We start from the raw sequence: 24,536 nt of genomic DNA, 5'->3' as shown, positions 1-24,536 counted from the left end.
ATCGACGCGATTCGTAGCTTCACCGCCGCTTACAACAACAATGCCGCTCCCTTCGTCTGGCGTAAGCGTGAGGTCAAGGGCGCTCAGCTTCGAAACACTATCGTTAACTTGCGCAATTAGACACTAGGGCGCAGCTACATCGTGCTGTTTTCCAGCGTGCTGGATGCACTCGAGGATGAGCCCGGCGCGATCGATTTCTACATCGGCCACGAGCTCGGGCACATTCATCGCGGCCATCTGGTTTGGGCACCGGTGCTCGCGCCCGCCGCGGTTCTCCCGCTGCTCGGAACCGGCCTCGCACGAGCCCATGAATATACCTGTGATCGTTACGGGCTTGCCGCGTGCGAAAGTGCTGCCGATGCGCGCATTGCGCTGGCCGCACTCGTTGCCGGCCACACGCAGAGAAAGCACATTGATCTGGCGGCCTTCGGACAGCAGCGGCGCGAAAGCGGCGGCTTCTGGATGTCATACCACGAACTCATCGGTGGCTATCCGTGGTTAAGCAAACGCGTCGCGGCAATCGAATCGTTAGCACATGGCGAAGAGCCGGACCAGCCGTCACGAGACTGGTTCGCCTTCGTGCTCGCTGGGGTCACTCCGAATCTCGGTGCTGGCGGTGCAAGCTCGGTGCTGGTATTCGTCGCGACGATTGGCATCCTCGCCGCAATCGCTATTCCTGCGTACCAGCAGTACATCAACCGTGCCGTGCTCGTTGAGGCCTTGAGTCAGTCGGAGCCGGTGGAAAAGGCCATCGAGCGCTACACAATCGAGAAAGGGAAGTGGCCGGAATCGCTGGAAGCTGTCGGCATCGCTGATCCCGAGCTGGCGCTGGGTAGAGCTGGCGCCCATCGTGGTGTATTGGAACTGTCCGAGCAGGGTTATCTCGCGGTGACGCTGGCCGGTGCGCCCTTCAACGGTGGGGCACTGGTGCTAACGCCGCAGGTATCGTCGGGAAGGATCATCGCTTGGTCCTGCACCGGCAATAAGCTGCCGCCGAAGATGCTTCCGGCCGAATGCCGCTGAACTTCTTTACTGCCGAAGCCGAGCGACGTCGCAGCCTCGGACTTCAAACAAGCGGCTTGCCACGCGCCCGGGCGATCGCCGCACGCACCTGCTCCGGTGCGGTGCCGCCATAAGTCTTGCGTGCCGAAACCGAGGCTTCGAGCGTGATGTGATCGTAGACGTCGGCTTCGATCGCGCTCGAGAAGCCGCGTAATTCATCCAGCGACAACCCGGCCAGATCGCGCCCGGCTTTCGCGGCGAAACCGACCACTGCGCCGACCACGTGATGCGCGTCGCGGAACGCCAGGCCCTTGCGTACCAGGTAGTCGGCGAGATCGGTCGCGGTCGAGAAGCCGCGCGCCGCGGCGGCGCGGCAGGCTTCGCGCTTGACGACGATGTGCGGCGTCATCTCGGCATACACGCGCAGGCACATCGTGACCGTGTCGATCGCGTCGAACAGCGGCTCCTTGTCTTCCTGGTTGTCGCGGTTGTAGGCCAGCGGCTGGCCCTTCATCAGCACCAGCAGCGCGTTCAGATCGCCGATCACGCGGCCGGTCTTGCCGCGCACCAGCTCGGGTACGTCGGGGTTCTTTTTCTGCGGCATGATCGAGCTGCCGGTGCAGAAACGGTCCGGCAGCGCGACGAAGCCGAACATCGGCGTCGACCAGATGATCAGCTCTTCGCTCCAGCGCGACAGGTGCACCAGGATCATCGCCGCGCACGAGCAGAACTCGATCGCGAAATCGCGATCGCTGACCGCGTCCAGCGAGTTCTCGCTGACCGCATCGAAGCCGAGCTGTTCGGCGACGAAATGCCGGTCCAGCGGATACACCGTGCCGGCCAGCGCGGCCGAGCCCAGCGGCAGCACGTTCAGGCGCGCGCGCGCGTCCACCAGCCGCGAGCGGTCGCGCACGATCTGCTCGCGCCAGGCCAGCAGGTGATGGCCGAAAGTCACCGGCTGCGCGATCTGCAGATGGGTGAAGCCCGGCATGATGCTGTCGGCCTCGGCTTCGGCCAGATCCAGCAGGCTTAAGCCGAGCCGGTCGATCAGCGGCAGCAGCACGTCGATCGCGTCGCGCACGTACAGGCGGATGTCGGTGGCGACCTGGTCGTTGCGCGAGCGGCCGGTGTGCAGGCGCTTGCCGGCGTCGCCGACGATCTCGGTCAGCCGCGCCTCGATGTTCATGTGTACGTCTTCGAGCTCGGCCTTCCAGACGAACTCGCCGCGCTCGATCTCGGCCAGCACCTGCTGCAGGCCGCCGGTGATCGCGTCCGCATCGACCGCGGTCAGCACGCCGACCCTGGCGAGCATCCGCGCGTGAGCCGTGCTCTGCGCGATGTCCTGCCGGTACAGCCGGCGATCGAAGCTCACCGACTCGCTGAACGCCGCGACCAGTTCGGTCGTGGATTCGGAAAACCGGCCGCTCCACATTTGGTTTTTGCCAGCGGGCTGTGTCATGCGCGGATCTTCTGGGGCTGCGGACGAAGGACAAACGGGGCATAAAGTATAACGGCCGACCAGCGGCGCCCCCGCCCGGACCCGATGGCCGAAGCCCGGGTCGCAGCTCGGAAGCATCGGCTTACAATGGCCGCGCCGCTCCGCCCGCCGATGCGATCACCGCCTCGCGCCGCCTCCCCACTGCCGGAACCATGCTCCAAGTCCAGTCCAATCCGGCGACCCGCATCCGCCTGATCCCCAACTTCTGCACCTTGCCGGTGGCGCTGTCGATGGCGCTGGCGATGGAGCTGGTGGCGCTGTGCTTCACCCTCGGCGGCAGCGTGCGCAGCGGCGGCTTCGTCCAGACCCTGGTGCTGCTCAGCGTCTACCTGCAGTGGATCGGCCTGTGCGGCGCGGCGATCCTGTGCTGGCTGCGGCGCTTCCTGACGATCGCACGGCCCGGCCTGGTGTTCTTCGTCTGCTGGGGCGCGCTGGTGATGGCGGTGATGCTGCTATCCAACCTGGCCTGGAGCATCGGCACCCACCCGCGCTGGGGGGTGCTCGACCCGAACGAGCCGCGGCTGTGGTTCGTGCTGCGCCACAGCGCGATCGCGGCGATCGTCGCGGTGCTGCTGCTGCGCTACTTCTGGACCCGCCACCAGTGGCGCGAACAGGTGCGCGCCGAATCCGAAAGCCGCTACCAGGCGCTGAACGCGCGTATCCGCCCGCACTTCCTGTTCAACGCCCTGAACAGCCTGGCGGCGCTGATCAGCCTGCGCCCGGCCGAGGCCGAAGGCCTGGTCGAGGATCTGGCCGACGTGTTCCGCGCCAGCCTGGAGAAACCCGGCCAGATGGCGCCGCTGGTCGACGAGATCAGCATCTGCAATGCCTACCTGCGCATCGAGAAGGCGCGGCTCGACGAGCGCCTGAACGTCGAGTGGGACATCCCCGAAGATCTGCTCAGCCACCCGGTGCCGTCGCTGATCATCCAACCGCTGGTCGAGAACGCGGTGCATCATGGGGTGTCGAAGCGACGCGACGGTGGCACGATCCAGGTCAGGGCCCGGCGCAGCATGGGCGAAGTGCTGCTGGAGGTGAGCAATCCGATCCCGCCGCAGGACGAAGAGCGCGTCGAAGACGGCCACCGCGGCAACCAGGTGGCGGTCGACAACATTGCGAGCCGCCTCGGCCTCATTTACGGTGAGCGGGGGCGGGTAGAGTTGGGAATCGAGGAGGGGCTCTACAAGGCAAGGCTGTTCTTGCCGGCGTAGTGTCCTCCCAGGCATTTTTGCCGTTGCGGATTAGGGAGGAGTTGCGCGATGAGAGTCGTGATCGTGGACGATGAGCCGCTGGCGCGCGAGCGCCTGAGGCGGCTGTTGTCGGAGTTTCCGGGCTACGAGATCGTCGGCGAGGCCGGCGACGGCGAGACCGCGCTGGAGATCGTCGATAACGAGGAGCCCGACCTGGTGCTGCTCGATATCCGCATGGGCGGCGTCGATGGCCTGCAGGTCGCGCGCCAGCTGGCCGAATACGATCCGCCGCCGGCGATCATCTTCACCACCGCGTATTCCGAGCACGCGCTGTCGGCGTTCGACGCCAATGCCGACGCCTACCTGCTGAAGCCGATCCGCGTCGAGAAGCTCAAGGAGGCGCTGCTGCGGGCACGCCGCCCGACGCGGGCGCAGAAGACCCCGGCCGCGGTACCCGGCGACGGCGAGCGGCCCAAGCGCGAACATATTCTGGCCACGACCCGCGAGGGCCTGGTGCGGATTCCGGTCGAGGACATCGTCTATTTCCTGGCCGACCAGAAATACACCACGGTCTGCCATCTGCACGGCGAAGTGCTGATCGAGGAGTCGCTGAAGACGCTCGAGGACGACTTTGCGCCCTGGTTCCTGCGCATCCACCGCAAGGCCCTGGTCGCGACGCGCTTCATCGCCAGCCTGGAGCGCGAGCGCGGCGGCGAGCAGCACCACTGGCTGAAGATGAAGCACGCGAGCAAGCCGCTGCCGGTATCGCGTCGGCGTCTGGCGGAAGTCCGGCGGTTCCTGACCGACGGCTAGCGCGGCTTTGGTAGGGCGGGTCGCGACCCGCCGTTGTATCGATCAGGGCGCCAGAAAAGCGGCGGGTCACGACCCGCCCTACGGATCGCCTTGCGCCGCGGGGTTTTGCCCCCACCCATTCTCCTTCGCCACAGGCGGGACGGGGAATGGCAACGCGGGCTTTCGCCACGCTTCAGCCGACTCCCCTAAACTGTCTGTCCTAGTCCGCCCCGGGCGGGCGAAACTCACACGAGGAGCTTTGCCATGTCGTACCCCTTCATCGCCGCCGACGAAGAGAAATCCGAAGCGGTGACGCCGAAGCGGCCGAACGCGCTCGAAGAGCGGCTGTTCCAGGCGCGCACGATCCTGATCTACGGCGGCATCAACCAGAAGCTCGCCGAGAACGTGACCAGCCGGCTGCTCGCGATGCAGGCCGAATCGTCAGAGCCGATCACCATTTTCATCAACAGCCAGGGCGGCCACGTCGAATCCGGCGACACGATCTACGACATGATCAAGTTCGTGCAGCCCGAGATCCGAATGGTCGGTACCGGCTGGTGCGCCAGCGCCGGCTCGCTGATCTATAGCGCTGCCAAGCCCGAGAACCGCTACGCGCTGACCAACACCCGGTTCCTGTTGCACCAGCCCTCCGGCGGCATGGGCGGCACGGCTTCGGACATCGCGATCGCCGCCAAGGAGATCGTGCGCATGCGCCAGCGCCTCAACGAGATCTACGCCAAGGAAACCGGCCAGACCGTCGAGCGCATCGCCACCGACACACAGCGCGATCACTGGATGTCCGCACAGGAAGCCAAGGAATACGGCCTGGTCGGCAAGATCATCAGCAGCGCGGCCGAAGTCGTCTGACGGTGGCGGCGGCAGCGACTCGCGTCCGCATCGCAACGCGCGAGTCGCCGCTCGCGCTGTGGCAGGCGCACCACGTGCAGCGGCGCCTGCTCGAACTCGAGCCTGCGCTGGACGTGCAACTGGTGCCGATGACCACGCGCGGCGACCAGCTGCTGGCCAGCCCGCTGTCGGCGGTCGGCGGCAAGGGGCTGTTCGTCAAGGAACTCGAGCAGGCGATGCTCGAGCGGCGCGCCGACATCGCCGTGCATTCGATGAAGGACGTGCCGGCGCAGCAGCCCGAGGGCCTGTGCCTGAGCGCATTCCTGGCCGGCGAGGACCCGCGCGACGCCTTCGTCTCCAACACCTGCGCCAGCGTCGCGGATCTGCCGCGGGGCGCGCATGTCGGCACCTCGAGCCTGCGCCGCTCGACCCAGCTGCACGGCCTGCGGCCGGATCTGCAGATCTCGCCGCTGCGCGGCAATGTCGGCACGCGCCTGCGCAAATTGGATGAAGGCGGCTACGACGCGATCCTGCTCGCCGCGGCCGGGCTGCTGCGCCTGGGCCTGGCGGAGCGCATCCGTGAATACCTGGATGTCGAGCGCTTCGTGCCGGCGATCGGCCAGGGCGTGATCGGCATCGAATGCCGGGACGACGACACCGCGACGCGCCAGCTGCTGGCGCATCTGCACGATCCGCTGACGACCCAGCGGCTGGCCGCAGAGCGGGCACTGAACTCGCGCCTGGGCGGGGCCTGCCAGGTGCCGGTCGCCGGCCATGCGCGGATCTCCGGCGGGCAGCTGCATCTGCAGGCTGTAGTCGGCGATCCGGCCAGCGCGCTGCAAGTGCGCGACGAAATCCGCGGTCCGGCAACCGATGCTGAAAACCTCGGTATTACGCTGGCCGAACGCCTGCTCGATGCCGGCGCGCGCGACATCCTGCGCACGCTCGGCATATTGACGTGAAGAGCAAAGCTAGCCTGCCGCTGAAGGGCTTGCGTGTCATCGTCACGCGCCCGGATCTGCAGGCTGGCAATCTGAGCCTGCTGCTGGAAGCCCAGGGCGCCGAAGCCGCCAGGCTGCCGGTTTTTGCGATCGCCGCCAGCGGCGATGACGAGGCGAGCCGCGCGATTCTGTCCGCGCACCGCGACGACGACGGCTGGATCTTCACCAGCGCCAACGCGGTGCGCTACGCGGCCGAGATCGACGGCCGCGACGCGGGCTGGCCGTCGCTGTTTGCGGTCGGCGGCGCCACCGCCGCGGCGCTGGCAGCGGTCGGGCATCCGGGCGCGATCTGGCCCGAGCAGCGCGCGTCCAGCGAGGCCCTGCTGCAGCTGCCGCCGCTGCAGGATGCGGCCGGCAAGCGCTATCTGATTGTCGCCGGCGAGGACGGCCGCGAGCTGATCGCCACCGGCCTCGCCGCACGCGGCGCCCAGGTCGACACGCTGAGCCTGTATCGGCGCCGGCCGCTCGAGCACGACGAAGCCCGCATCGAGGCCGAGATCGCGCTGGCCGACGCGATCGTGATCACCAGCGGCGAGACGCTGGAACGCCTGTGGCTGCTGACGCCCGAGGCGCTGCGCCCGAGCTTGCTGGCGTTGAAGCTGGTTGTGCCGAGCCCGCGTGTGTTAGAAAAAGCGCTGGCGCTGGGCTTCACCGCTCCGCTGCTGCCCGAAACGGTCAGCGACGACGCCATCGTCCACTGCCTCGGTGTGTGGCGCAAAGGCCAGGTTCAGGACCTCAGCATGAGCAGCCCCAATCCACCCGATGCGGCCGACAACGACGCCGAAGTGTCGGCCTCGGCAGGCGCTGTGCCGCCAATATCAGTGCCATCAGTGCCGCCGCTGGCGTCCATGGCCTCCGAGACCCGCGATGTTTCCGCATCCCCGAAAAGCAGCGGCGGCGCCATCGCCTGGCTGCTGGTGCTGCTGCTGGCCGGTGCGCTCGGCTACGGCGGCTGGCTGCTGTGGGATCTGCGCGCCAACCAGGCCAGCCTGCTGCAGGCCCAGGATCACGCGCTGCGGCGGCTGACGCGCCAGGCCGCCGAACTCGACAACCTGACGTCGCAGACCGCGACGCGCCAGTCCGACCTGGCGCGCGTGCTGCAGCGCTCGGGCTCGGACCTGGCCGCGATGCAGGGCCGGCTCGACAACAGCGAGCAGCTGATGGGCCGCATGACCGAAGAATTGCAGGGCGGCCGCACGCGCTTTGCGCTCGCCTCGGTCGAGCAGCTGATGCTGCTCGCCAACGACCGCCTGCTGCTCGAGCACGATGTGCGCTCGGCCTTGCTGGCGCTGCAGATTGCCGACGAGCGCCTCGGCGCACTGAACGATCCGCGGCTGTTCCGCGTGCGCGAGGCGATCGCGCGGGAGCGCGCGCAGCTGCAGGCGCTGCCGCGGCCGGATCTGACCTCGGCTTCGCTGACGCTGTCGAGCCTGATCGACCGCGCCGACTCGCTGCCACTGCGCGCGCGCGTCGAGCCGCGGCAGTTCGGCGGCGCCCGCCCGGGTAGCGCCGGCAGCGATGCCGGCGCGCGCTGGTACGAGCGCGTCTGGGCCTCGGTGCGCAGCGCGGTCGCGAGCCTGTTCGTGATCCGCCGCGAGGACAATGCCGCGAGCCTGCGCCTGCTGCCGGCCGAGGACGAGGCGGTGATCGTCCACGTGCTGATCCTGAAGCTGGAATCGGCGCGCGTCGCCTTGCTGCGCGGTGAAACCGCCAGCTTCCGTGAAGTGCTCGGTTCGGCTGCCGACTGGCTGCGCCAGTTCTTCCGCGCCGACGACCCCGGCGTCGAAGCCGCACTCGGCGAGATCGAGCGCCTGCAGGCGCTGGAGCTGTCAGCGCCGCCGCCCGAGCTGAGCGGATCGCTGACGCTGCTGCGTCAGGTCCTCGCACCGAACCCGCAGTGATCCGCACCTGGCTCCTGCTGCTGGTCGCGCTCGCGCTCGGTGCCGCGGCCGCCTGGCTGCTGCGCGCCGACGCCGGCTACGTGCTGATGAACTACGGGCTTTGGGTCGTCGAGACCTCACTGCTCGGCCTGTTCGGCACCGTGCTCGTCGGCTTGGCGCTCGTCGTCTGGGGTTTTCGGCTGCTGTTCGCCGGGGTGCGCCTGCCGTCGCTGATCCGGCGGCTGCTCGACAAGCACCGCGAGGAGCGCGCGCGCGACACCTTCGAGGAAGGCCTGCTGCGCCTGCTCGAGGGCAACTGGAAGCGCGCCGAAATCGAGCTGGTGCGCCGCGCCGCCGACCATCACGCCTCGCATCTGAACTATCTGGCCGCCGCGCGCGCGGCGCAGCGCCTGGGCGCGCCGGACCGGCGCGACCACTATCTGCAGCTCGCGGCCAGCGGCGATGCCGCTGGCAAATCCGGGCTGGACTTCGCGGTGCTGCTGACGCAGACCGAGCTGCAGCTCGAGCGCGGCGAATTTGCACCGGCCCGCGACACCGCGCTGCGTCTGCGCGAGCAGGACCCGCGGCATCCGTACGCGGTCGAGCTGCTGGCACTGGCCTTCGAGGGCCTGAACGACTGGGAGGCGCTGCGCGGCCTGCTGCTGGAAACGCTCAAGCTCGACGCACTGACGGCCGAACGCCGCGACGCGCTGATGCGCCGCTCGATGAGCGAGCTGATCGCACAGGCCGAAGCGGCCGCTCAGCTGTCGCGGCTCAAGGCCCTGTGGGACGCCAGCGGCAGCGAACTGCGCCGCGAGCCTGCGCTGAGGCTGCGCTATGCCAGTGCGCTGCACCGGCTCAACGCCGATGCCGAGGCCGCCGCGCTGATCGGCGAAGCGCTGCGCGAAGACTGGGACGGCGAACTGGTCAGCCTCTACGGCCGCCTGCATGGCAGCGACGATGTCACCCGGCTCGCCTCGATAGAACAATGGCTGAGCCAGTACGGCGAGCGCATCGAGCTGCTGGTCACCGCGGGCCAGGCCTGCCTGCAGAACAAGCTCTGGGGCAAGGCGCGCAGCTACCTCGAGGCCGCCGCGCGGACCCAGCCTTCCCCGGCCGCGTACCTGGAACTGGCGCGGCTCGCCGAGCAGACCCAGAACCCGGATGACGCCGCGCGCTACTATCGAATGGGCCTGGAACTTGCGGCCTGAAAACCTCATGAAACTTCCCCGACTTACACTGCTGCCCGCCGCTGTCGCCACCGCGTTGCTCGGTGCCGCGCCGGCGCAGGCCTATGAACTCAACCGGCTCGCCGCCGCCAGCGACTCGCAGTTCCACCAGCTGAGCGCCGACCTGCTCGCGGCACTGGGCAACAAGGGCGTGGCCGGCCCGGCCAGCGCCGAAACCGGAAGCTGGGGCTTGGCCGGCTATGCCAGCACCACATACACCGATGACTCCAAGACCTGGTCCGCAGTCACCGGCGCCGAGGTCGACAACCTTGACGTCGCCGGTGTCGATGCCTGGTTCCAGGCGCCGCATGGCATCCGTGTCGGCCTGACCGCAGCCGCGCTCGCCAGCACCGACGATGCGCTGTGGCGCATCGATGCCAGCCTGCCGGTCTATGCGCACGGCCGCTGGACAGTCGACGCCCGCGCCAGCCTCGGCGCGGTGTGGAGCATCAAGGATGTCGACGCCTACACACAGGCGCTGGGCTTGGAAGTCTCGACGGTCCATGGCCTGCTGCTGCCCTACGGCGGCATCGGCGTCGCGCTAGGCGAATTTGCGGCGTCGGGCGCCGATGCGCCCGGCAACCAGACCCTGGTGCGGCCCGACGTTTACGCCGGCCTGCGGCTCAATCTGCCGAGCTTCGCGGTCAGCGGTGTGGTCGACCAGACCGGCCACAACACCAGCCTCGGGCTGCGCCTGGCGGTGGCGTTCTGATGCGCGCCGCCCCTGTAATTGCCAGCACGGTTGCGGTTGCGGTTGCCGCCTGGGTGTCGCTGCAGCCGGCGGTCGCGGTGGATGCCGCGCCGGTGGTCGCATCCGATGTGCGTGCGCTGCTGCAGAAGTTCGTCGACACCGTCGAGACGCTGCCCGGCTACCAGGTCGTGATGCAGAAGCAGCAGCGCATCGGCAGCGATCTGAAACCCGCCGAAACGCTGTTGTTGAAGCAGCAGAAAACCCCCGATTGCCGCTACATGAAATGGATCGCCGATCCGCACAAGGGCCGCGAACTGATCCTGTGCAGCGGCCGTTACGACGGCAAGATCCAGGTCCACGAATCCGGCCTTCTCGGCATCGCGACACTGTCGCTGGACCCGGCCGGATCGACCGCCAACAGCGGCAACCTGCGGCCGATCGCGCAAGCCGGCATCTACAACATGGCGAAGATGCTGAAAGCCAACATCGACAAGCGCAGGGCCTCAGCCGAACCCGAGGCCGCGCCGGTGGCCAGCGAGCGCGTCGTCGAAGGTCAGACCTCGCTGTGCCTGCGCAGCGACACCATGGGCTCCGACGACAAGGCACCGTATCCGGTCGGCGCGGCCGAGCTGTGCTTCGACAAGACGCTGGCAATGCCGACCGAGGTGCAGTTCTGGCACAAGGACGGCCGCCTGATGGAGCACTACCGCTTCCACGACTGGAACCTGAAGCCGGGCCTGACCGACGCCGACTTCGATACCAAGAACAGGGCTTACGGGTTTTAGCTTCCGCTCGTAGCCGTAGGTCGGCAATCCTTTGCCGACATGAGACCTCGATTACGCATTGGGCATGCACGTCGGCAAGGGATTGCCGACCTACCATTCAAGCGAGCCCTCGTTTCACCATCGGGGCAGCAAAATCAGAAATTCAGCTTCACCGCGCCATAGAACTCGCGGCCGCGATCCTGACGGATCGCACCGAAATTGCCCGGTGCCACCGGCTCGTCCGTAACCTGCGCCAGTACACCCTCGTTGGTCAGGTTGGAGCCGAATACCGACACGCTCCAGGCCCCGTCTCGCGCACCCACCGACACCCGCGCATTGACCTGCAGCGTCGCCTTCTGCAGCGTATTCGGATCCAGATCGACATCGAGATAGCGCTTGGACGTATACAGGCCCTCGACCTGGAACTGGAAACCCCAGTTCGGTCCGAAGCCGGGCAGGCTCAGCTGCGGAATCAGGCTCGCGCTCCATTTAGGTGCGGAGACCAGGCTGCGGCCCGACAGGTCCACCGAATCCAGTCCCGAATCCGCCGGCGCCGGGCCTTCCGGATAGCTGCGGTAGTAGGCGTCGCAATAGCCGAGCGTGCCGCGCACCGAGGTGCCGGGGAAGGGGGACAGCCAGCGGAAATCCGCCTCGAAACCCTGGCTGCGAGCCTCCGCCGCGTTCTGGATGTTGAACGTGGTGCCGTCGAACACCGACACCTGCAGATTGTTGAAGTTGGTCAGGTAGGCCGCGAAGTTCGCGTCCAGCGTGTTGTCGAACAGGCGGGCCTTGATGCCGGTCTCGTAGGTGTCGGCGGTTTCCGGCCCGTACTGAAGGTTCTGGTCGTTGAACGGCAGCGCGTTGTAGCCACCGCCCTTGTAACCCTTGGCCCAGACCAGGTAGCTCGACACTTTTTTGCTGAAGTCGTATTTCACGCCGACCTTCGGCGAGCTCTCGTTCTCGGCTCGATGCAGCTGCGTATCGAAGTTGCTCTGACCGAGGATCGCCGGGATGAAGATCGCGCCGGCCGGCGCCTGTGAGGACAGATGCGCGTCCTTGGTCTCGTGGCCGATGCGCCAGCCGAGAATGCCGGCGAAATGCTCGGTCAGATACGTGGTGACCTGGCCATAGGCCGCGATCGCCTCCTGGTCCTGGTCGAGCAGCAGCTCGGCGCGTTCGCGATTGGTCTGCCCGGTGACCAGCACATCGTCCAGCGGAGAGGCGGTGACGGCGCCAAGTAGATTGCCGAGCTGTTCGGCGAGCACGTCGTTCAGCGGCAGGCCGTTGGCGCCGGTCAGTGCATTGCCGCCACGCGCCGCGATCACGAAGGCCGCGGCGGCGCCCAGATCCTCCACCTGCACGATATCGTTGCTGAGCAGGCTGGCTTTCAGGTAGTAGACGCCGCCGATGAACTCGGTGCGCCCAAACAGCCCGAACAAGGACGGCGACACGCCCGACAGCCGCAGCTCCTGGCTGTACTGGTCATACGGCGTCGGCCTGGCCAGATCCAGGCGCACCACCGGCACCGGCGAGAAATCGAAGTCGATGGTGCGTTCCTTTACCTCGTTGTAGGCATAGGCGCTGACTGATGTCAGGCTCAGACTGTCGAGACCCCAGATTTCGCCGAACGGATAATCGAACGCCGCCGACGCGGTATCGGTGGCGACGTTGACTTTCGACGGCACGTTGCTCGACAGCGTGGAGTTGTAAGGATTGGTCTCGGTGCGCGGATCGTATTGCTTGAACAGCGCCAGCGTCGCGTCGCTGGCCTTGGACAACTGGAACAGATTGCCGTTGGCCTTCTGCGTGGCCGACGACACCGCGAGCCGCAGCTGGCCCTGGCCGAACAGATCGGTGATGCGCAGCTTGGCGCGGCCGGCGAAGGAATCCAGATCCGCCTCGCGACGGTCCAGCGTGGTGTTGTAGAACAAACCCTCGAAGGACTGCACCGCCCCCGACAGCCGCGAATAGACGCCGTCGGCCAGCGGCACGGAGACGCCGCCGCGCACGTCGCGGATCTCGTTGTCGTCGCGCGCGAACACGGTGATGTCGCCGGCGACCACGTTGTCGGCGTCGATGGTGGTGATATTGACCACGCCGGCAACGGTGTTCTTGCCGAACAGCGCACCCTGCGGGCCGCGGATCACCTCGAGGCGATCGACGTCGTACATCAACGCCGACATGAACGAGGTGCGGCCGTAGTAGACGTCGTCGATGATCAGGCCGACCGAGGGCTCGAAGCCGACGTTGCTCAGCGACGTACCGTAGCCGCGGATGCGCAGTTCGCCGGCGAACGGCGACACGCGCAGCTGGGCGTTGGGCACGTAGCCGTTGACGTCGCTGGCGGTCAGGATCTTGGAGTCGCGCATCGCCTCGCCGGAAATCGCCGACACCGAGGCCGGCACTTCGCGCAAGGTCTGCTTGGTCTTCTGAGAGGTGACGATGACCTCGTCGAGCTCGACGGATTCGGGCGCGCGCGCGCTCGGCTGCTCCTTGGGCTGCGCCACGTCGACCGGTATCACGTCGAGCACCGGCGGCTCGGTTGGCGCGGCTGTGGCCGGCGGAGCCGGCGCATCGGAAGTGTTCTGCGCATCCTGGGCCATGGCGCCCGCGCTGTGCAGCACCCCAGCCAGCACGGCTGCCTGCAGGCCGACGCGCGCACGCACGGCCCTCGCTCTCTGATTCATGACGTCCCCCCGGATGTCCTTTGCCGAATACCCTAGTATCACTTTACGGCACTTTATGACTGCCTTTCCTGGCAGGTGCTTGCGTCCGCAAGCTTCATGCAAATATAGCTCCGCATGGAATTTGCATAGTGCTCGGCATCGGCTTCGGCTTCGCTTGCGGCCCGGGCACGGCTATTCGACCGTGGGCACATAGCGTTACGCTCGGCGCTTGAGGCGCTGGCACAATGGAACTCAACGACCCGGTAGACGGGCGTTTCCCAGGGAGATTTACGATGATGCTTTGTGATGGCCGCTCCGCTATGCGGAGCCTGGTGCTGCTGCCCGTATCGGCAATCCTGTTATTGAGCGCCTGCGCCTCGCCGGACGACAACGGCGATCCGACCCAGGTTTCCGATCTGACCGGCACCATTACCGGCGTCATCCAGGACACGCGAGGCCATGGCATCGCCGGCGCCACGATCCGTTATGCAGGCGCATCCGAAGACGGTACGCCCTTGTCGGTTACCAGCGGGTCGGACGGCTCGTTCTCGATGCCCGGCGTGATCGTCTCGGGTGTTTCCAGTATCGCCTCCAATGATGTCAACGGACCGATCACCCTCGTGGTGGCCTCGCCGAGCGGTGACACCACTTATCTGGGGGCAACGGTCAGCGCGATGCCGACCGCGCAGTCGGGCAGCTCGGTGGGAGGCGGGACCGTGTTCGTCGATGGCTTCAATGTCGGCGTCGGCATCGTCAAGCTGCCCCAGCTGGCCTCGTCGGTCAGCGGCGTTTTGCGTAGTACTTCGACCGGCACTGCCGTCAGCGGCGCCCATCTGGCACTGAACTTCATCGGCGTCGAGCCGCTGACCACCGCAACCACCGCGGGCGTAGCGACTTCGTACGACGCGGCGAGCATGTCGGCGACCTCGGACAGCAGCGGCAGCTTCAATTTCCCCACGGCTTACAACGATTCCTGCCTGCAGTTCGTGGTCAGCAGCTACAAGATCGACAGCGTCACCGGCTCGGCTCCGCCGTGCCCGATCGGCGGCCTCGCCAGCGATACGAACACGATCAACCTGCGTACCTCGGACGCGAGCAGCCCGGTGCTGCTGGCCAATGTTTCGGTCAGCCCACCTACCAGCTCCGACACGGTGGCGCCCTTCGTCGCCTCGGTCGACGGCGTGATCGACCCGAGCGCCAGTCCGGCGCAGCTCGAGAGCAGCGTCACCAAGACGTTCACCATTCATTTCAGCGAGCCGCTTGAGCAGGGCCTGCTCGACCCGGCGGATGTCTCGGTAATACTCGGCGTCTCGCCGAATCAGACCTATGCGGTGGTTTCTGCAGTGACGCTGGCCGACAACACCGTGACGATCATACTCGGCAGCGCGGTACCGGCAAGCACGGCAGTGACGCTGCACATTGCGCGCGAAGCGCTGAAGGACACCGCCGGCAACGGCATCGCCGACGCCTCCGGCCTCGCCTACGACAGCCTGACCAGCCAGGAGCTGGTGCTGTCCTTCGTTAGCTTCGGTTCGTCCAACACGGTCGCCTCGGCGGCGGCAACGGCACAGGTCAGCACCCAGGCCATTGCCGACGATCTGGCCTACATCAGCACCGACGCACTGCTGGATACCGTGGACACCGCATCCGACATCCGCGCCGCGCGGACGCCGGCTGGCACGACGACGGCTTACGGCACGGCGCCGGAAGTTGAACAGGTCAATAGTACCGCGGCCGTGACTGCGCTAAACGCGCTGCTGCTCGCAGTCGCGCCTAGCGATACGCGCACCGTGCAACCCGGCCTGGCGCGCGTCACCGTCGTGGCGCCGGCCAACGGCAGCGCCGCCGACTACGTTGTCTGGCTGGAGCGTGCCGGCAACAAGCTGGACGCGCTGTTCTTCCCGGTTCAGACCAGCGGCGGCAATCCGCAGAACACTTCGTTCATCTCCAACAACGGTTCGACCTACGTGATCTCGCCGGGCGGCGCAGCCCAGTTCGACCTGCTGATCCGCGCCCGCGTTTCCACATTCACCGTGCAGGCCGGCGATGTGTTCCATATCACGTCGCGCAACACTTCCGGCGTTTCGGGCGGCAGCTCGCAGGCAACGCTGGCCGACAACGGGCGGCCGACGGTCGCGCTGCAATTGCTCGATGAACTGATCGCCGGAACGACCAGTTCCGGCAGCAGCGGCGGCGTCGTCACGCCGGTCAGCCCCAGCGAGCCGGCAACGGTGCTGCTGTCGATTACGCCGCAGGCAGCCGACGTCAACGACAGCAACACCGATTACGCCGACGACAACTGGCGCGGGGCCTCTGAATTGCAGGGTCTGTCGAGCGCGGCCCTGAAAAGCTCGACCTTCGCCACCGACCTGAACAATGGCAGCGGCACTCGCGCCATAGGCGACGCTGAAGGTACGGCCGCCTTCATCAAGACCTCGACGACGCTGGGCATCGCGATCACCGAACCCGGCACCGCCACGGGTACCGTACCGACGACGAGCAACATGACCGCAACACTGTCGGCTCCGCTGGTACTGAACAACGTCACCAGCGCCGAGGACGGATCGGTCTCCAATCTGTTCTCCATAACCGTCAGCAATATCTTCCAGTTCGCCAACGATGCAAGCGCCGGCACCGCGGAAATCAATCTCGGCGCTTCAATCAAGGATCTCAATGGCGTGTCACCGGATGCGGGCACGCGGGCACTGGTGCGGCTGCGCGACTTGATGCCGCCGCTGGTCAAGCTGGGCTTCTACGACGGGGCCAATTTCACTTTCGTCTTCAACGAGCCGATCAGCCAGCTGGGCAGCCTGCTGTTCTCCGGCTGCAACGCACAGGTTGCCCTGACTGCGACGGGTGTTGTATTGAGCGCGGACGGCACCGTGATCACGTTCCCGGGCACGCTGGTCAACGCCGGTGCCGTCGACGCCTGCTTCGATGAAACGACCACCGACGTGCCTCCATATGAAGAAACGGCGTATACCGCCGCGAATCTGGGGGCCCTGTACACCGCAGGCGGTACTCCGAACTCGGCGAACCCGCCGCATGGCGTGGTTTCCTACCTCAACGTACCGGACAAGGCGGTCGATCCTTCCAACCCCACCGCTGCCGGCAACACCTGGACGGCGTGGACGAATCTGTCACCGAGCCTGGGCATCGGAGCGCCATACTTCGCTGTGGCCAACATCACGCCGGTAACGACACCCTGATCCGCGCTCCGCGATAGACCCGGATCATGACGATGCAGAACTTCGCTCCCACACCGGGCTGGCGCCTGTCGCGGCCGGCTTGGCGCCGGACACTGGGCAGAGCAGTGGTCGTGGCCTCGATCACCGGCGCCTCGACGACGCTCGCCGGCTGCTCGCTGTTCCAGCGCGAAGCGCCGGAGCCCAAGACCGTGGTCAGCGGCGTGGTACCGGCGGCCTGGTCGGCGCCGGCCACGGCTGACACCGTCGCGGACGACTGGCTCAAGGACTTCAACGATCCGACGCTGACCTCGCTCGTCGAAGAAGCCTGGCGCAACAACGCCACGCTGCTGTCGGCGATCTCGCGGCGCGACGCGTCCGCTGCGCGTGCGGCGATCGACAAGGCAGCCAATCTGCCGCGTCTGGACTTTCAGGCCAGCGTCGGCCGTCAGCGACAGATCAACGACTTCCTCGGCAACTCGACCGTGCTGCCTTCGGATGCGTACATCTCGCGCATCCGTTTCGGCCTGGGCCTGTCCTGGGAGCTGGACGTCTGGAACCGCGTGCTCGATCTGAATCACGCGGCCGCCGGCGACCTGGTGTCAGTGATGCTCGATGTCGAAGCCGCGCGCTTCTCGCTGGCCGCGCAGACCGCGAGCCTGTGGTTCTCGCTGGTCGCGGCGGATCAGCGCCTGGAACTGTCGCAGGCGCTGCAGAAGAGCCAGAACGAGACGGTGCGCATCTCGGGCGAGCGCGAAGCGTCCGGCCTGCTGAGCACCGCCGAGCTGATCAAGCTCGAGACCGACCAGGCCGCCGCGGACGGCGATCTGGTCGCACGCAAACTCGAGCGCGACCGCATTGCGCGCTCGCTCGAAGTGCTGGTCGGCCGCTATCCGGCGGCCGCGCTCGAAGCCAGCGGAGCGCTGCCGCCGATGCCGGCGCCAATAGCGGCCGGCCTGCCGTCGAATCTGCTGGAACGCCGTCCCGACATCCAGGCTGCCGCGCTGCGGGTAACCGCCAGCGACGATCGGCTGCTGGCGGCAAAAAAGAACCTGCTGCCCCGCTTCACGCTCAATGCCTCGGGCGGCACCCAGTCCAAGTATCGCGATCTGCTGTTCGACGACGACTCGTTTACCTGGTCGCTGGGCGGCGGCCTGCTGCAGCCGATTTTCGACGGCGGCCAGATTCGCGCCGGCATCCGCGTGCAGCGCGCGCTGATGGTGGAGTCGGTGCAGAAATATCGCGACAAGGCGCTCTCCGCTTTCCGTGAAGTCGAAGACGGCCTGGCAACCGAGGCGGCGCTGCGTCAGCAGCGCGACTTTGTGCAGCGCGCGCTGGATCTGTCGATGAAGAACCAATCGCTGACCCAGAAGAGCTACGATAACGGAACGCTGGACGCCGGCACCAACCTGGGCGCGGAACGCGGCGTGGTGCTGGCACGGATCAAGGCGCTCGATCTGGATCTGGCGCTGCTGAACAACCGTATCGCGCTGGACCTGGCACTCGGCGGCAGTCCGGTGGTCCGCGCCGACGGTTCACCGGCCGCGGCCGACGCGGCGACGCCGGTTCTGCTGAAGGCACCGCTGCCCGAGGAAACGGCGCCGGTTGGAGCCCCGACCGCGCCCGCCGTTGAAACACCGGTTGCGGCCCCGGTCGAAATGCCGGCCGCGGCTCCGGTCGAAGCACCGGCCGCGGTCCCGGCCGAAACGCCCGCCGCCGCTCCGGTCGAAGCACCAGCCGCGGTCCCGGTCGAAGCCCCAGCCGCCGCTCCGGTTTCGATATCCGAACCGGCGACGACGTCCGAGGATCAGGAACTGGACGCAATCCTAGCCGCAGTGGGCGCCAGCGCCGACGAAGCCGTGGCGCCCGCGGATACGAAGACGGGCGCCGACACCGTGCCGCCGCCCGCCGAAGTCGCCGCCGCGCCAACCCCTTGAGACTCACCAGGCGCCTGCCATGATTGTCCTGAAAAAACTGACCTTCTATATCGCCCTGATCAGCATCGTGATGATGGGCATCCAGATCTATCGCCTGTCGCACAAACCGCCGGCGCCGCCGCCTTCGGTGCAGCCGCCGGTGAAACCGCATTCGACCGGCATTGGCGCCGCCGGCCTCGTCGAGGCGATGCATGACAATACCCAGCTCGGCGCGCCGGTTGCCGGCATCGTCTCCAAGGTGTTCGTCGACGCTGGCGATCACGTCAAGAGCGGTCAGCCGCTGTTCCAGATCGATGATCGTGACGTACGGGCGCAACTCGCGTTGCAGCAGGCGAACCTGGGCGTGGCGCAGGCGCAGCTGGCGCGCGTCAGCGCCACCTACAAGCGGCTGACCGACGTCACCGATCCGTATGCGGTGACGCGTGGCGAAGTCTCGACGCGCTCGGACGAAGTCGAAGTCGCCAAAGCCCAGGTCGGAGCCGCAGAGGCCGCGGTCAAGGCGACGCAGAACCTGGTCGACCGCATGCGGGTGACGTCGCCGATCGATGGCAGCGTGCTGCAGATGAGCGTGTCGGTCGGCGAGTTCGTGTCGCCGCAGTCGCCGGTGGCGCCGATGGTGCTGGGCAATACCGACGAAGTGCAGGTGCGCGCCGACGTCGACGAGCAGATCGCGCCGCGCATCAAGGCCGGCAAGAACGCGGTGGGCTACATCAAGGGCGAGCCGGATCGTCCGTTCCCGCTGACCTTCGTGCGGATCGAGCCACTGGTGGTGCCGAAGCGCTCGCTGACCGGCATGGCCGCAGAACGCGTCGATACGCGGGTGCTGCAGGTGGTGTTCCGCTTCACCAATCCGATCGAACGGCCGGTGTATGTGGGCCAGCAGATGGATCTGTACATCGAAGAGTAGCGAAGAGTAGGTTGGGGTGAGCGCAGCGAACCCCAACATTCGTCCGCGCTGATGTTGGGGTTCGCGATGCTCACCCCAACCTACTGGCCGCTGCGTCGTCTCTGCGGCGGCGGAATCGGTTTAGATGTCTTGTAAATATCCGGGACGCAGCACTCCATCAGCGTCTGTGGCTTGGCCGGCGCGGCAAAGCCGAACTGCGCATACAGCCCGTGCGCATCGGATGTGGCGAGCATGAAACGTCGCAAGCCCTGCAACTGCGGATGCGCGATCACCGCCTGCATCAAGGCCTTGCTGTAGCCGCTGCCGCGGTACTCCGGCAGCACGAACACATCACCCAGGTAGGCGAAGGTCGCGTAGTCCGAGATCACGCGTGCGAACGCGACCTGGTGGCCGTCGATGTAGCCGCCGAAACACAGCGAATGCGCAAGCGAGCGCTCGACGGTTTCACGTGGAATGCCTTTGGCCCAATACGATTCTTCCGATAAATACCGGTGAACCAGATCGACGTCGATCTGGCTCGAATCGGTGCTGATACGCAGCTCGCGCATCGTCATCAGCCGGTGTTCTGCAAGCCCTGCGACACGCCGTTGACGGTCGCGACCAGCGCGCGCAGCAGCGCCTCGTCCTCGCTGCCACCGGCGCGCCAGCGCGCCAGCAGATCGACCTGGATCAGGCTGATCGGATCGACATAGGGATTGCGCAGGCGGATCGACTGCGCGAGCTTGGGATCGCTGGCCAGCAGGCGATCGGCGTTCTTCAGGCGCAGCACCCAGCTCACGGTGCGATCGAATTCGGCGCGGATCATCGGATAGAAATGGCCGTGCAAGGAACCGGACAATTTCGAGAAGGCCTCGGCGATGTCCAGATCGCATTTCGCCAGCACCATGTCGACGTCATCCAACATCGAGCGCACGAAGCCCCAGTCGCGCGCCATCTCCAGCATGCGCTCCTCACCGAACTCGGCGGCACCGCGTTCCAGCGCGCTGCCCAGCCCGTACCAGGCGGTCAGCACCGCACGGCACTGCGTCCACGCGAACACCCAGGGGATCGCGCGCAGCGATTCCACACCGATCATGCTGCCGCGGCGCGAAGGCCGCGAGCCCAGCGTCATTTTCTCGATCACGTCGATCGGCGTCGCACTGCGAAAATATTCAACGAACTGGGGATCGGCGACGAACGCGCGATACGCCTCGCGGCTGTAGCCGGCAACCGCCGCCATCATCTGCTTCCAGCCTTCTTCGCGCGGCTCGTTCAGACGCGGGCGCAGGCTCGCGCGCAAAGTCGCGGCGACCGATTGCTCCAGCTCGCGCAGCGCGAGCGCGCGAATGCCGTACTTGCGATGGATCACTTCCCCCTGCTCGGTGACGCGGAACGTGCCGCCGACCGAGCCGCGCGGGCTGGCCATCAGCGCCGGCATCACGCGCGTGCCGCCGCGGCTCGCCGAACCGCCGCGGCCATGGAAGAAGCTCAAGCGAATGCCGGCTTCACCGGCGACTTCCAGCAGCTCGACCTGCGCGCGCTGCAAACCCCAGCGCGAGGCCAGCGTGCCGCCGTCCTTGCCGCTGTCCGAATAGCCGAGCATCACGTACTGGCGATCGCCGCGCGCGCTCAAGTGCGCGCGGTACGCCGGATTCGCCAGCAGCGAGCGCAAGGTATCCGGCCCTTGCTTCAAGTCATCGACGGTCTCGAACAGCGGCGCGATATCGAGCGGCACGGCTGCGTCTTTGTCGGCGAGCCCGCCCTGGCGCGCGAGCGCCAGCACCGCGAGCACGTCCGCCGGCCGCTGCGCCATGCTGATGATGTACAGGCCGGTCGCTTCTGCACCGTAGCGGCTGCGCGCCTGGTCGAGCTGATCGAACACCGCCAGCGTTTTCGCGGCGACCGCCGCGCCCGGCCGCGGAAAGCGGGCTTCGCCGGCCGCATAAGGCGTCAGCGTCTCGGACTGTTCGTCGCCGCTGCGCTCGGCCCATTCCGGATCATTCAGCAGCGCGCTCAGGGCCTGCGCGTGGATGCGCGAATCCTGGCGCAGATCCAGGCGCGCCAGATGAAAGCCGAAGGTGCGGATACGCCAGCGCAGACGCCGCATCTGGAACCAGCCGGCATGCAGGCCGCGATGCGCGCGCAGGCTGTCGGCGACCAGATCCACATCGGCCAGGAACGCCGCCGCGTCCGGGTAGCCGTTGGCGATGTCGTCGCGCTGCGTCGCTCGCAGGCGCGCGCGGATCAGCGTCAGCAGCACGCGATACGGCATGTCCGCGTGACGCGGACGGATCAAGGCGGCAGCGGCCGGAAAGCGTGCGCGATAGTCCTCGCTGCGTGCCAGCACCTCGGCCGAAATCTGCGCGCGGCTCACCGTCTGCGACAGCAGGCGCGCCAGGTCGGTAACCTCGGCGACGTAGCGATCGAGCACCTGGCTGCGCTGCGTCGACAGCGTTGCCGCGATGGTCTCGGCGCCGACGTTTGGATTGCCGTCCATGTCGCCGCCGACCCAGGTCGCGAAACGCAGCAGCCGCGGCAGATCCTCGGTGACGCCGTAGACCGTGCTCAGCGCGTCCTCGAGCAGCTCGTAGAACACCGGCACGACCAGGTACAGCGGGCCGCCGAGATAAAAACCGACATGTTCGAGCTCGTCCGCCACCGTCAGCCGCACCGCCGAGGTGTCGCTGGTCTGCCAGCCGGCGGTCAGCGCCATCCTTAGCCGCTCCCAGTCGGCATTGGCTTCCATCGGCGTGCGCGCATCGTCGAAGCCGTTGACCAGGCAGCGCACGATCTCCTGCTCCTTCTCCAGCAGGGAGCGGCGGATCGCCTCGGTCGGGTGGGCGGTGAACACCGGCTCGACGTCGAGCCGGGCGAGCGCGGCCAGCAGCTCTTCGGCGGTGACGCCGGCGGCTTTCAGGCGCCGCAGCGCGTCGACCAGGCCATCGGGCTGCGGCTTTAGCGAACCGGACTGATCACCGTGCTGGTACTGGCGGCGGCGGCGGATGCGATGCACGCGCTCGGCGATGTTGACCATCTGGAAATAGGTCGCGAACGAGCGCGTCAGCGCCTCCGCCGTAGCAACCGGCAGCGCCTGCAGCGTCGTAGCCAGCTCGCTCAGCGGCCGGTTCTGCTCGCGGCGCGCGATCGAGCGGATGCGGATCGACTCGACCTGCTCGAACACCTCGTCGCCGAGTTGCTCGGCCAGCAGTTCGCCGACGGTGTTGCCCAGATGGCGGACGTCCTCGCGCAAGGGCGCATCAAGGGTGCCGCGGGCGGCGGGGGAGACGAGTTCGGAGCTGATATCGGAGGTCTTCATGGCCTGTCTGAGTACGCAATTGGCATACCCTTGGCTAGTTAGTTTGCACATATCTCTTTATCCGCATAAGCGGATATACTGGCAGCGACTCCACCAGGAATTCGTCATGAACGCCCCGATCACCCCCGCGCAGGACTATAAGGTCCGCGATCTGTCCCTCGCCGAATTCGGCCGCAAGCGCATCACCATGGCCGAGGAGGAGATGCCCGGCCTGATGCAGATCCGCGCCAAGTACGCACCGCTGCAGCCGCTGGCCGGCGTGCGCGTCACCGGATCCTTGCACATGACCAAGGAGACCGCGGTGCTGATCGAGACCCTGGCCGCGCTCGGCGCCTCGGTGCGCTGGGCCTCGTGCAACATCTTCTCGACCTCGGACGACTCCGCCGCCGCGATCGCCGCCGCCGGCATCCCGGTGTTCGCCTGGAAGGGCGAGACGCTGGAAGAGTATTGGGACCTGGCGCTGGACTGCATCAGCCACAAACTACCCGATGGCACGCTCACCGGCCCGGAACTGGTGGTCGACGACGGCGGCGACGTGACCCTGCTGATTCACAAGGGCTACGAGCTGGAGCTGGGTTCGGACTGGGTCAATACGCCGTCCGACAACCACGAAATCAAGGTCATCAAAGACCTGCTGAAGAAAGTCGCCGTCGAACGCCCCGGCTTCTGGACGCGCGTGGTCAAGGACTGGCGCGGCGTCTCGGAAGAGACCACCACCGGCGTGCATCGCCTGTACCAGATGTTCGAAGCCGGCAAGCTGCTGGTTCCCGCGATCAACGTCAACGACTCGGTCACCAAGAGCAAGTTCGACAACCTCTATGGCTGCCGCGAATCGCTGGCCGACGGCATCAAGCGCGCCACCGATCTGATGATCGCCGGCAAGGTTGCGGTGGTCTGCGGTTACGGCGACGTCGGCAAGGGTTCGGCGCACTCGCTGCGCGGCCTCGGCGCGCGCGTGATCGTCACCGAGATCGACCCCATCAACGCGCTGCAGGCGGCGATGGAAGGCTTCCAGGTCGACACCGTCGACGACACGCTGGGCCTGGCCGACATCTATGTCACGACAACCGGCAACAAGGACATCATCACGCTCGAGCACATGCAGCGCATGAAGCACAACGCGCTGGTCTGCAACATCGGCCACTTCGACAACGAAATCCAGATGGATCGTCTGAACGCGGCCGAAGGCGTGGTCAAGATGAACATCAAGCCGCAGGTCGACCACTACACCTTCCCGGGTGGCAAGTGCATCTACCTTCTCGCCGAAGGCCGCCTGGTGAACCTCGGCTGCGCCAACGGCCACCCGGCGTTCGTGATGAGCAACTCGTTCTCCAACCAGACACTCGCGCAGATCGACTTGTGGAAGAACAAGGACACGTACGAAAAGACCGTTTATCGCCTGCCGAAGAAGCTCGACGAGGAAGTCGCCGCGCTGCATCTGGCGCAGATCGGCGTCAAGCTGACCAAGCTGAGCCAGGAGCAGGCCGACTATCTCGGCGTGCCGGTGGAAGGGCCGTACAAGCCGGAGCACTACCGCTACTAGGTTCTCTCCTTCCCCCGCGAGCGGGGGAAGGCCGGGATGGGGGCGCGACGGTTGGACCGCCGTTGCGCCTTCCCCCCACCCTAACCCTCCCCCGCTCGCGGGGGAGGGAA

At 66.8% G+C, this 24,536-nt stretch carries 17 protein-coding genes and 1 pseudogene; 14 read left to right on the top strand and 4 right to left on the bottom strand.

What is annotated here, in order from left to right:
• Together JWQ90_RS08980 and JWQ90_RS08975 are read left to right on the top strand one after the other, a co-directional pair.
• Positions 1 to 120: pseudogene (locus JWQ90_RS08980) on the top strand (IS630 family transposase); the annotation flags it as partial.
• 21 nt (positions 121 to 141) lie between these two features.
• Positions 142 to 1,023 carry a pilin gene (locus tag JWQ90_RS08975; protein ID WP_299692347.1) on the top strand — a complete coding sequence of 294 codons (882 nt, stop codon included), beginning with the start codon at positions 142 to 144 and terminating at the stop codon, positions 1,021 to 1,023.
• Between the two features lie 43 nt (positions 1,024 to 1,066).
• Here the strand turns inward: JWQ90_RS08975 and argH are convergent, their stop codons facing one another.
• The gene (gene argH / locus JWQ90_RS08970; protein WP_299692344.1) at positions 1,067 to 2,461 is read right to left on the bottom strand and encodes an argininosuccinate lyase; all 1,395 of its coding nucleotides are present in this window, start codon (positions 2,459 to 2,461) and stop codon (positions 1,067 to 1,069) included.
• A gap of 191 nt (positions 2,462 to 2,652) precedes the next feature.
• On the opposite strand from argH, the gene JWQ90_RS08965 reads away from it, so the two are divergent.
• From JWQ90_RS08965 to JWQ90_RS08930, 8 genes are all read left to right on the top strand, one after another.
• Positions 2,653 to 3,711: a sensor histidine kinase gene (locus JWQ90_RS08965; protein ID WP_299692341.1), complete on the top strand. Its 1,059-nt coding sequence runs from the start codon at positions 2,653 to 2,655 to the stop codon at positions 3,709 to 3,711.
• A 48-nt stretch (positions 3,712 to 3,759) separates the two neighbouring features.
• A complete protein-coding gene (locus tag JWQ90_RS08960; RefSeq protein WP_299692338.1) occupies positions 3,760 to 4,503 on the top strand; it encodes a LytTR family DNA-binding domain-containing protein in 744 nt (247 codons plus the stop codon).
• A gap of 243 nt (positions 4,504 to 4,746) precedes the next feature.
• Positions 4,747 to 5,349, top strand: coding sequence for an ATP-dependent Clp protease proteolytic subunit (locus JWQ90_RS08955; protein ID WP_299692335.1), 603 nt, complete (start codon positions 4,747 to 4,749; stop codon positions 5,347 to 5,349).
• A gap of 2 nt (positions 5,350 to 5,351) precedes the next feature.
• Positions 5,352 to 6,290 (top strand): hydroxymethylbilane synthase, encoded by a 939-nt coding sequence (hemC, locus tag JWQ90_RS08950; protein WP_299692332.1) that lies wholly within the window; start codon positions 5,352 to 5,354, stop codon positions 6,288 to 6,290.
• Positions 6,287 to 8,230: a uroporphyrinogen-III C-methyltransferase gene (locus JWQ90_RS08945; protein ID WP_299692329.1), complete on the top strand. Its 1,944-nt coding sequence runs from the start codon at positions 6,287 to 6,289 to the stop codon at positions 8,228 to 8,230. The genes hemC and JWQ90_RS08945 overlap by 4 nt, the downstream gene beginning before the upstream one ends.
• Entirely contained in the window at positions 8,227 to 9,420 is a 1,194-nt protein-coding gene (locus JWQ90_RS08940; RefSeq protein WP_299692326.1) for a heme biosynthesis HemY N-terminal domain-containing protein, read from the top strand. Before JWQ90_RS08945 ends, JWQ90_RS08940 begins: the two co-directional genes overlap by 4 nt.
• A 7-nt stretch (positions 9,421 to 9,427) precedes the next feature.
• Positions 9,428 to 10,150: a hypothetical protein gene (locus JWQ90_RS08935; protein ID WP_299692323.1), complete on the top strand. Its 723-nt coding sequence runs from the start codon at positions 9,428 to 9,430 to the stop codon at positions 10,148 to 10,150.
• Positions 10,150 to 10,914: a DUF1571 domain-containing protein gene (locus JWQ90_RS08930; protein ID WP_299692320.1), complete on the top strand. Its 765-nt coding sequence runs from the start codon at positions 10,150 to 10,152 to the stop codon at positions 10,912 to 10,914. The genes JWQ90_RS08935 and JWQ90_RS08930 overlap by 1 nt, the downstream gene beginning before the upstream one ends.
• Before the next feature lie 134 nt (positions 10,915 to 11,048).
• Here the strand turns inward: JWQ90_RS08930 and JWQ90_RS08925 are convergent, their stop codons facing one another.
• A complete protein-coding gene (locus tag JWQ90_RS08925) occupies positions 11,049 to 13,580 on the bottom strand; it encodes a TonB-dependent receptor (RefSeq protein WP_299692317.1) in 2,532 nt (843 codons plus the stop codon).
• A gap of 272 nt (positions 13,581 to 13,852) precedes the next feature.
• Here JWQ90_RS08925 and JWQ90_RS08920 point away from each other — a divergent pair, with 272 nt between their 5' ends.
• Genes JWQ90_RS08920 through JWQ90_RS08910 form a run of 3 tightly spaced genes read left to right on the top strand, consistent with a single transcriptional unit; the run spans position 13,853 to position 19,588 of the window.
• A complete protein-coding gene (locus JWQ90_RS08920) occupies positions 13,853 to 16,768 on the top strand; it encodes a hypothetical protein (protein ID WP_299692314.1) in 2,916 nt (971 codons plus the stop codon).
• A gap of 32 nt (positions 16,769 to 16,800) precedes the next feature.
• Positions 16,801 to 18,681 (top strand): efflux transporter outer membrane subunit, encoded by a 1,881-nt coding sequence (locus JWQ90_RS08915; protein ID WP_299692311.1) that lies wholly within the window; start codon positions 16,801 to 16,803, stop codon positions 18,679 to 18,681.
• Positions 18,682 to 18,700: 19 nt separating this feature from the next.
• Positions 18,701 to 19,588, top strand: a complete 888-nt coding sequence (locus JWQ90_RS08910) for an efflux RND transporter periplasmic adaptor subunit (protein WP_299692309.1) — start codon at positions 18,701 to 18,703, stop codon at positions 19,586 to 19,588.
• An 80-nt stretch (positions 19,589 to 19,668) separates the two neighbouring features.
• On the opposite strand, the gene JWQ90_RS08905 is transcribed toward JWQ90_RS08910, so the two are convergent.
• Together JWQ90_RS08905 and ppc are read right to left on the bottom strand one after the other, a co-directional pair.
• On the bottom strand, positions 19,669 to 20,136 hold the full coding sequence (locus tag JWQ90_RS08905) for a GNAT family N-acetyltransferase (RefSeq protein WP_366919475.1): 468 nt from the start codon (positions 20,134 to 20,136) through the stop codon (positions 19,669 to 19,671).
• A 5-nt stretch (positions 20,137 to 20,141) separates the two neighbouring features.
• Positions 20,142 to 22,883 (bottom strand): phosphoenolpyruvate carboxylase, encoded by a 2,742-nt coding sequence (gene ppc / locus JWQ90_RS08900; protein ID WP_299692305.1) that lies wholly within the window; start codon positions 22,881 to 22,883, stop codon positions 20,142 to 20,144.
• 106 nt (positions 22,884 to 22,989) lie between these two features.
• On the opposite strand from ppc, the gene ahcY reads away from it, so the two are divergent.
• Complete coding sequence (gene ahcY, locus JWQ90_RS08895; protein WP_299692303.1) at positions 22,990 to 24,426, top strand: adenosylhomocysteinase; 1,437 nt, start codon at positions 22,990 to 22,992, stop codon at positions 24,424 to 24,426.
• Positions 24,427 to 24,536: the final 110 nt, after the last annotated feature.

Origin of the sequence: Hydrocarboniphaga sp. (assembly GCF_028291725.1) — a bacterium.
Classification (GTDB): Bacteria; Pseudomonadota; Gammaproteobacteria; order Nevskiales; family Nevskiaceae; genus Hydrocarboniphaga.
The sequence above is the reverse complement of the archived record's forward strand: the minus strand, read 5'-3'. Positions and strand labels throughout refer to the sequence as shown.

What these genes read in the sequence shown, in the direction of transcription:
- argH (WP_299692344.1), bottom strand. Translation starts at nt 2,461, where the DNA reads ATGACACAGCCCGCTGGCAAAAACCAAATGTGGAGCGGCCGGTTTTCC.
- JWQ90_RS08965 (WP_299692341.1), top strand. Translation starts at nt 2,653, where the DNA reads ATGCTCCAAGTCCAGTCCAATCCGGCGACCCGCATCCGCCTGATCCCC.
- JWQ90_RS08960 (WP_299692338.1), top strand. Translation starts at nt 3,760, where the DNA reads ATGAGAGTCGTGATCGTGGACGATGAGCCGCTGGCGCGCGAGCGCCTG.
- JWQ90_RS08955 (WP_299692335.1), top strand. Translation starts at nt 4,747, where the DNA reads ATGTCGTACCCCTTCATCGCCGCCGACGAAGAGAAATCCGAAGCGGTG.
- JWQ90_RS08935 (WP_299692323.1), top strand. Translation starts at nt 9,428, where the DNA reads ATGAAACTTCCCCGACTTACACTGCTGCCCGCCGCTGTCGCCACCGCG.
- JWQ90_RS08930 (WP_299692320.1), top strand. Translation starts at nt 10,150, where the DNA reads ATGCGCGCCGCCCCTGTAATTGCCAGCACGGTTGCGGTTGCGGTTGCC.
- JWQ90_RS08925 (WP_299692317.1), bottom strand. Translation starts at nt 13,580, where the DNA reads ATGAATCAGAGAGCGAGGGCCGTGCGTGCGCGCGTCGGCCTGCAGGCA.
- JWQ90_RS08920 (WP_299692314.1), top strand. Translation starts at nt 13,853, where the DNA reads ATGATGCTTTGTGATGGCCGCTCCGCTATGCGGAGCCTGGTGCTGCTG.
- JWQ90_RS08915 (WP_299692311.1), top strand. Translation starts at nt 16,801, where the DNA reads ATGCAGAACTTCGCTCCCACACCGGGCTGGCGCCTGTCGCGGCCGGCT.
- JWQ90_RS08910 (WP_299692309.1), top strand. Translation starts at nt 18,701, where the DNA reads ATGATTGTCCTGAAAAAACTGACCTTCTATATCGCCCTGATCAGCATC.
- JWQ90_RS08905 (WP_366919475.1), bottom strand. Translation starts at nt 20,136, where the DNA reads ATGCGCGAGCTGCGTATCAGCACCGATTCGAGCCAGATCGACGTCGAT.
- ppc (WP_299692305.1), bottom strand. Translation starts at nt 22,883, where the DNA reads ATGAAGACCTCCGATATCAGCTCCGAACTCGTCTCCCCCGCCGCCCGC.
- ahcY (WP_299692303.1), top strand. Translation starts at nt 22,990, where the DNA reads ATGAACGCCCCGATCACCCCCGCGCAGGACTATAAGGTCCGCGATCTG.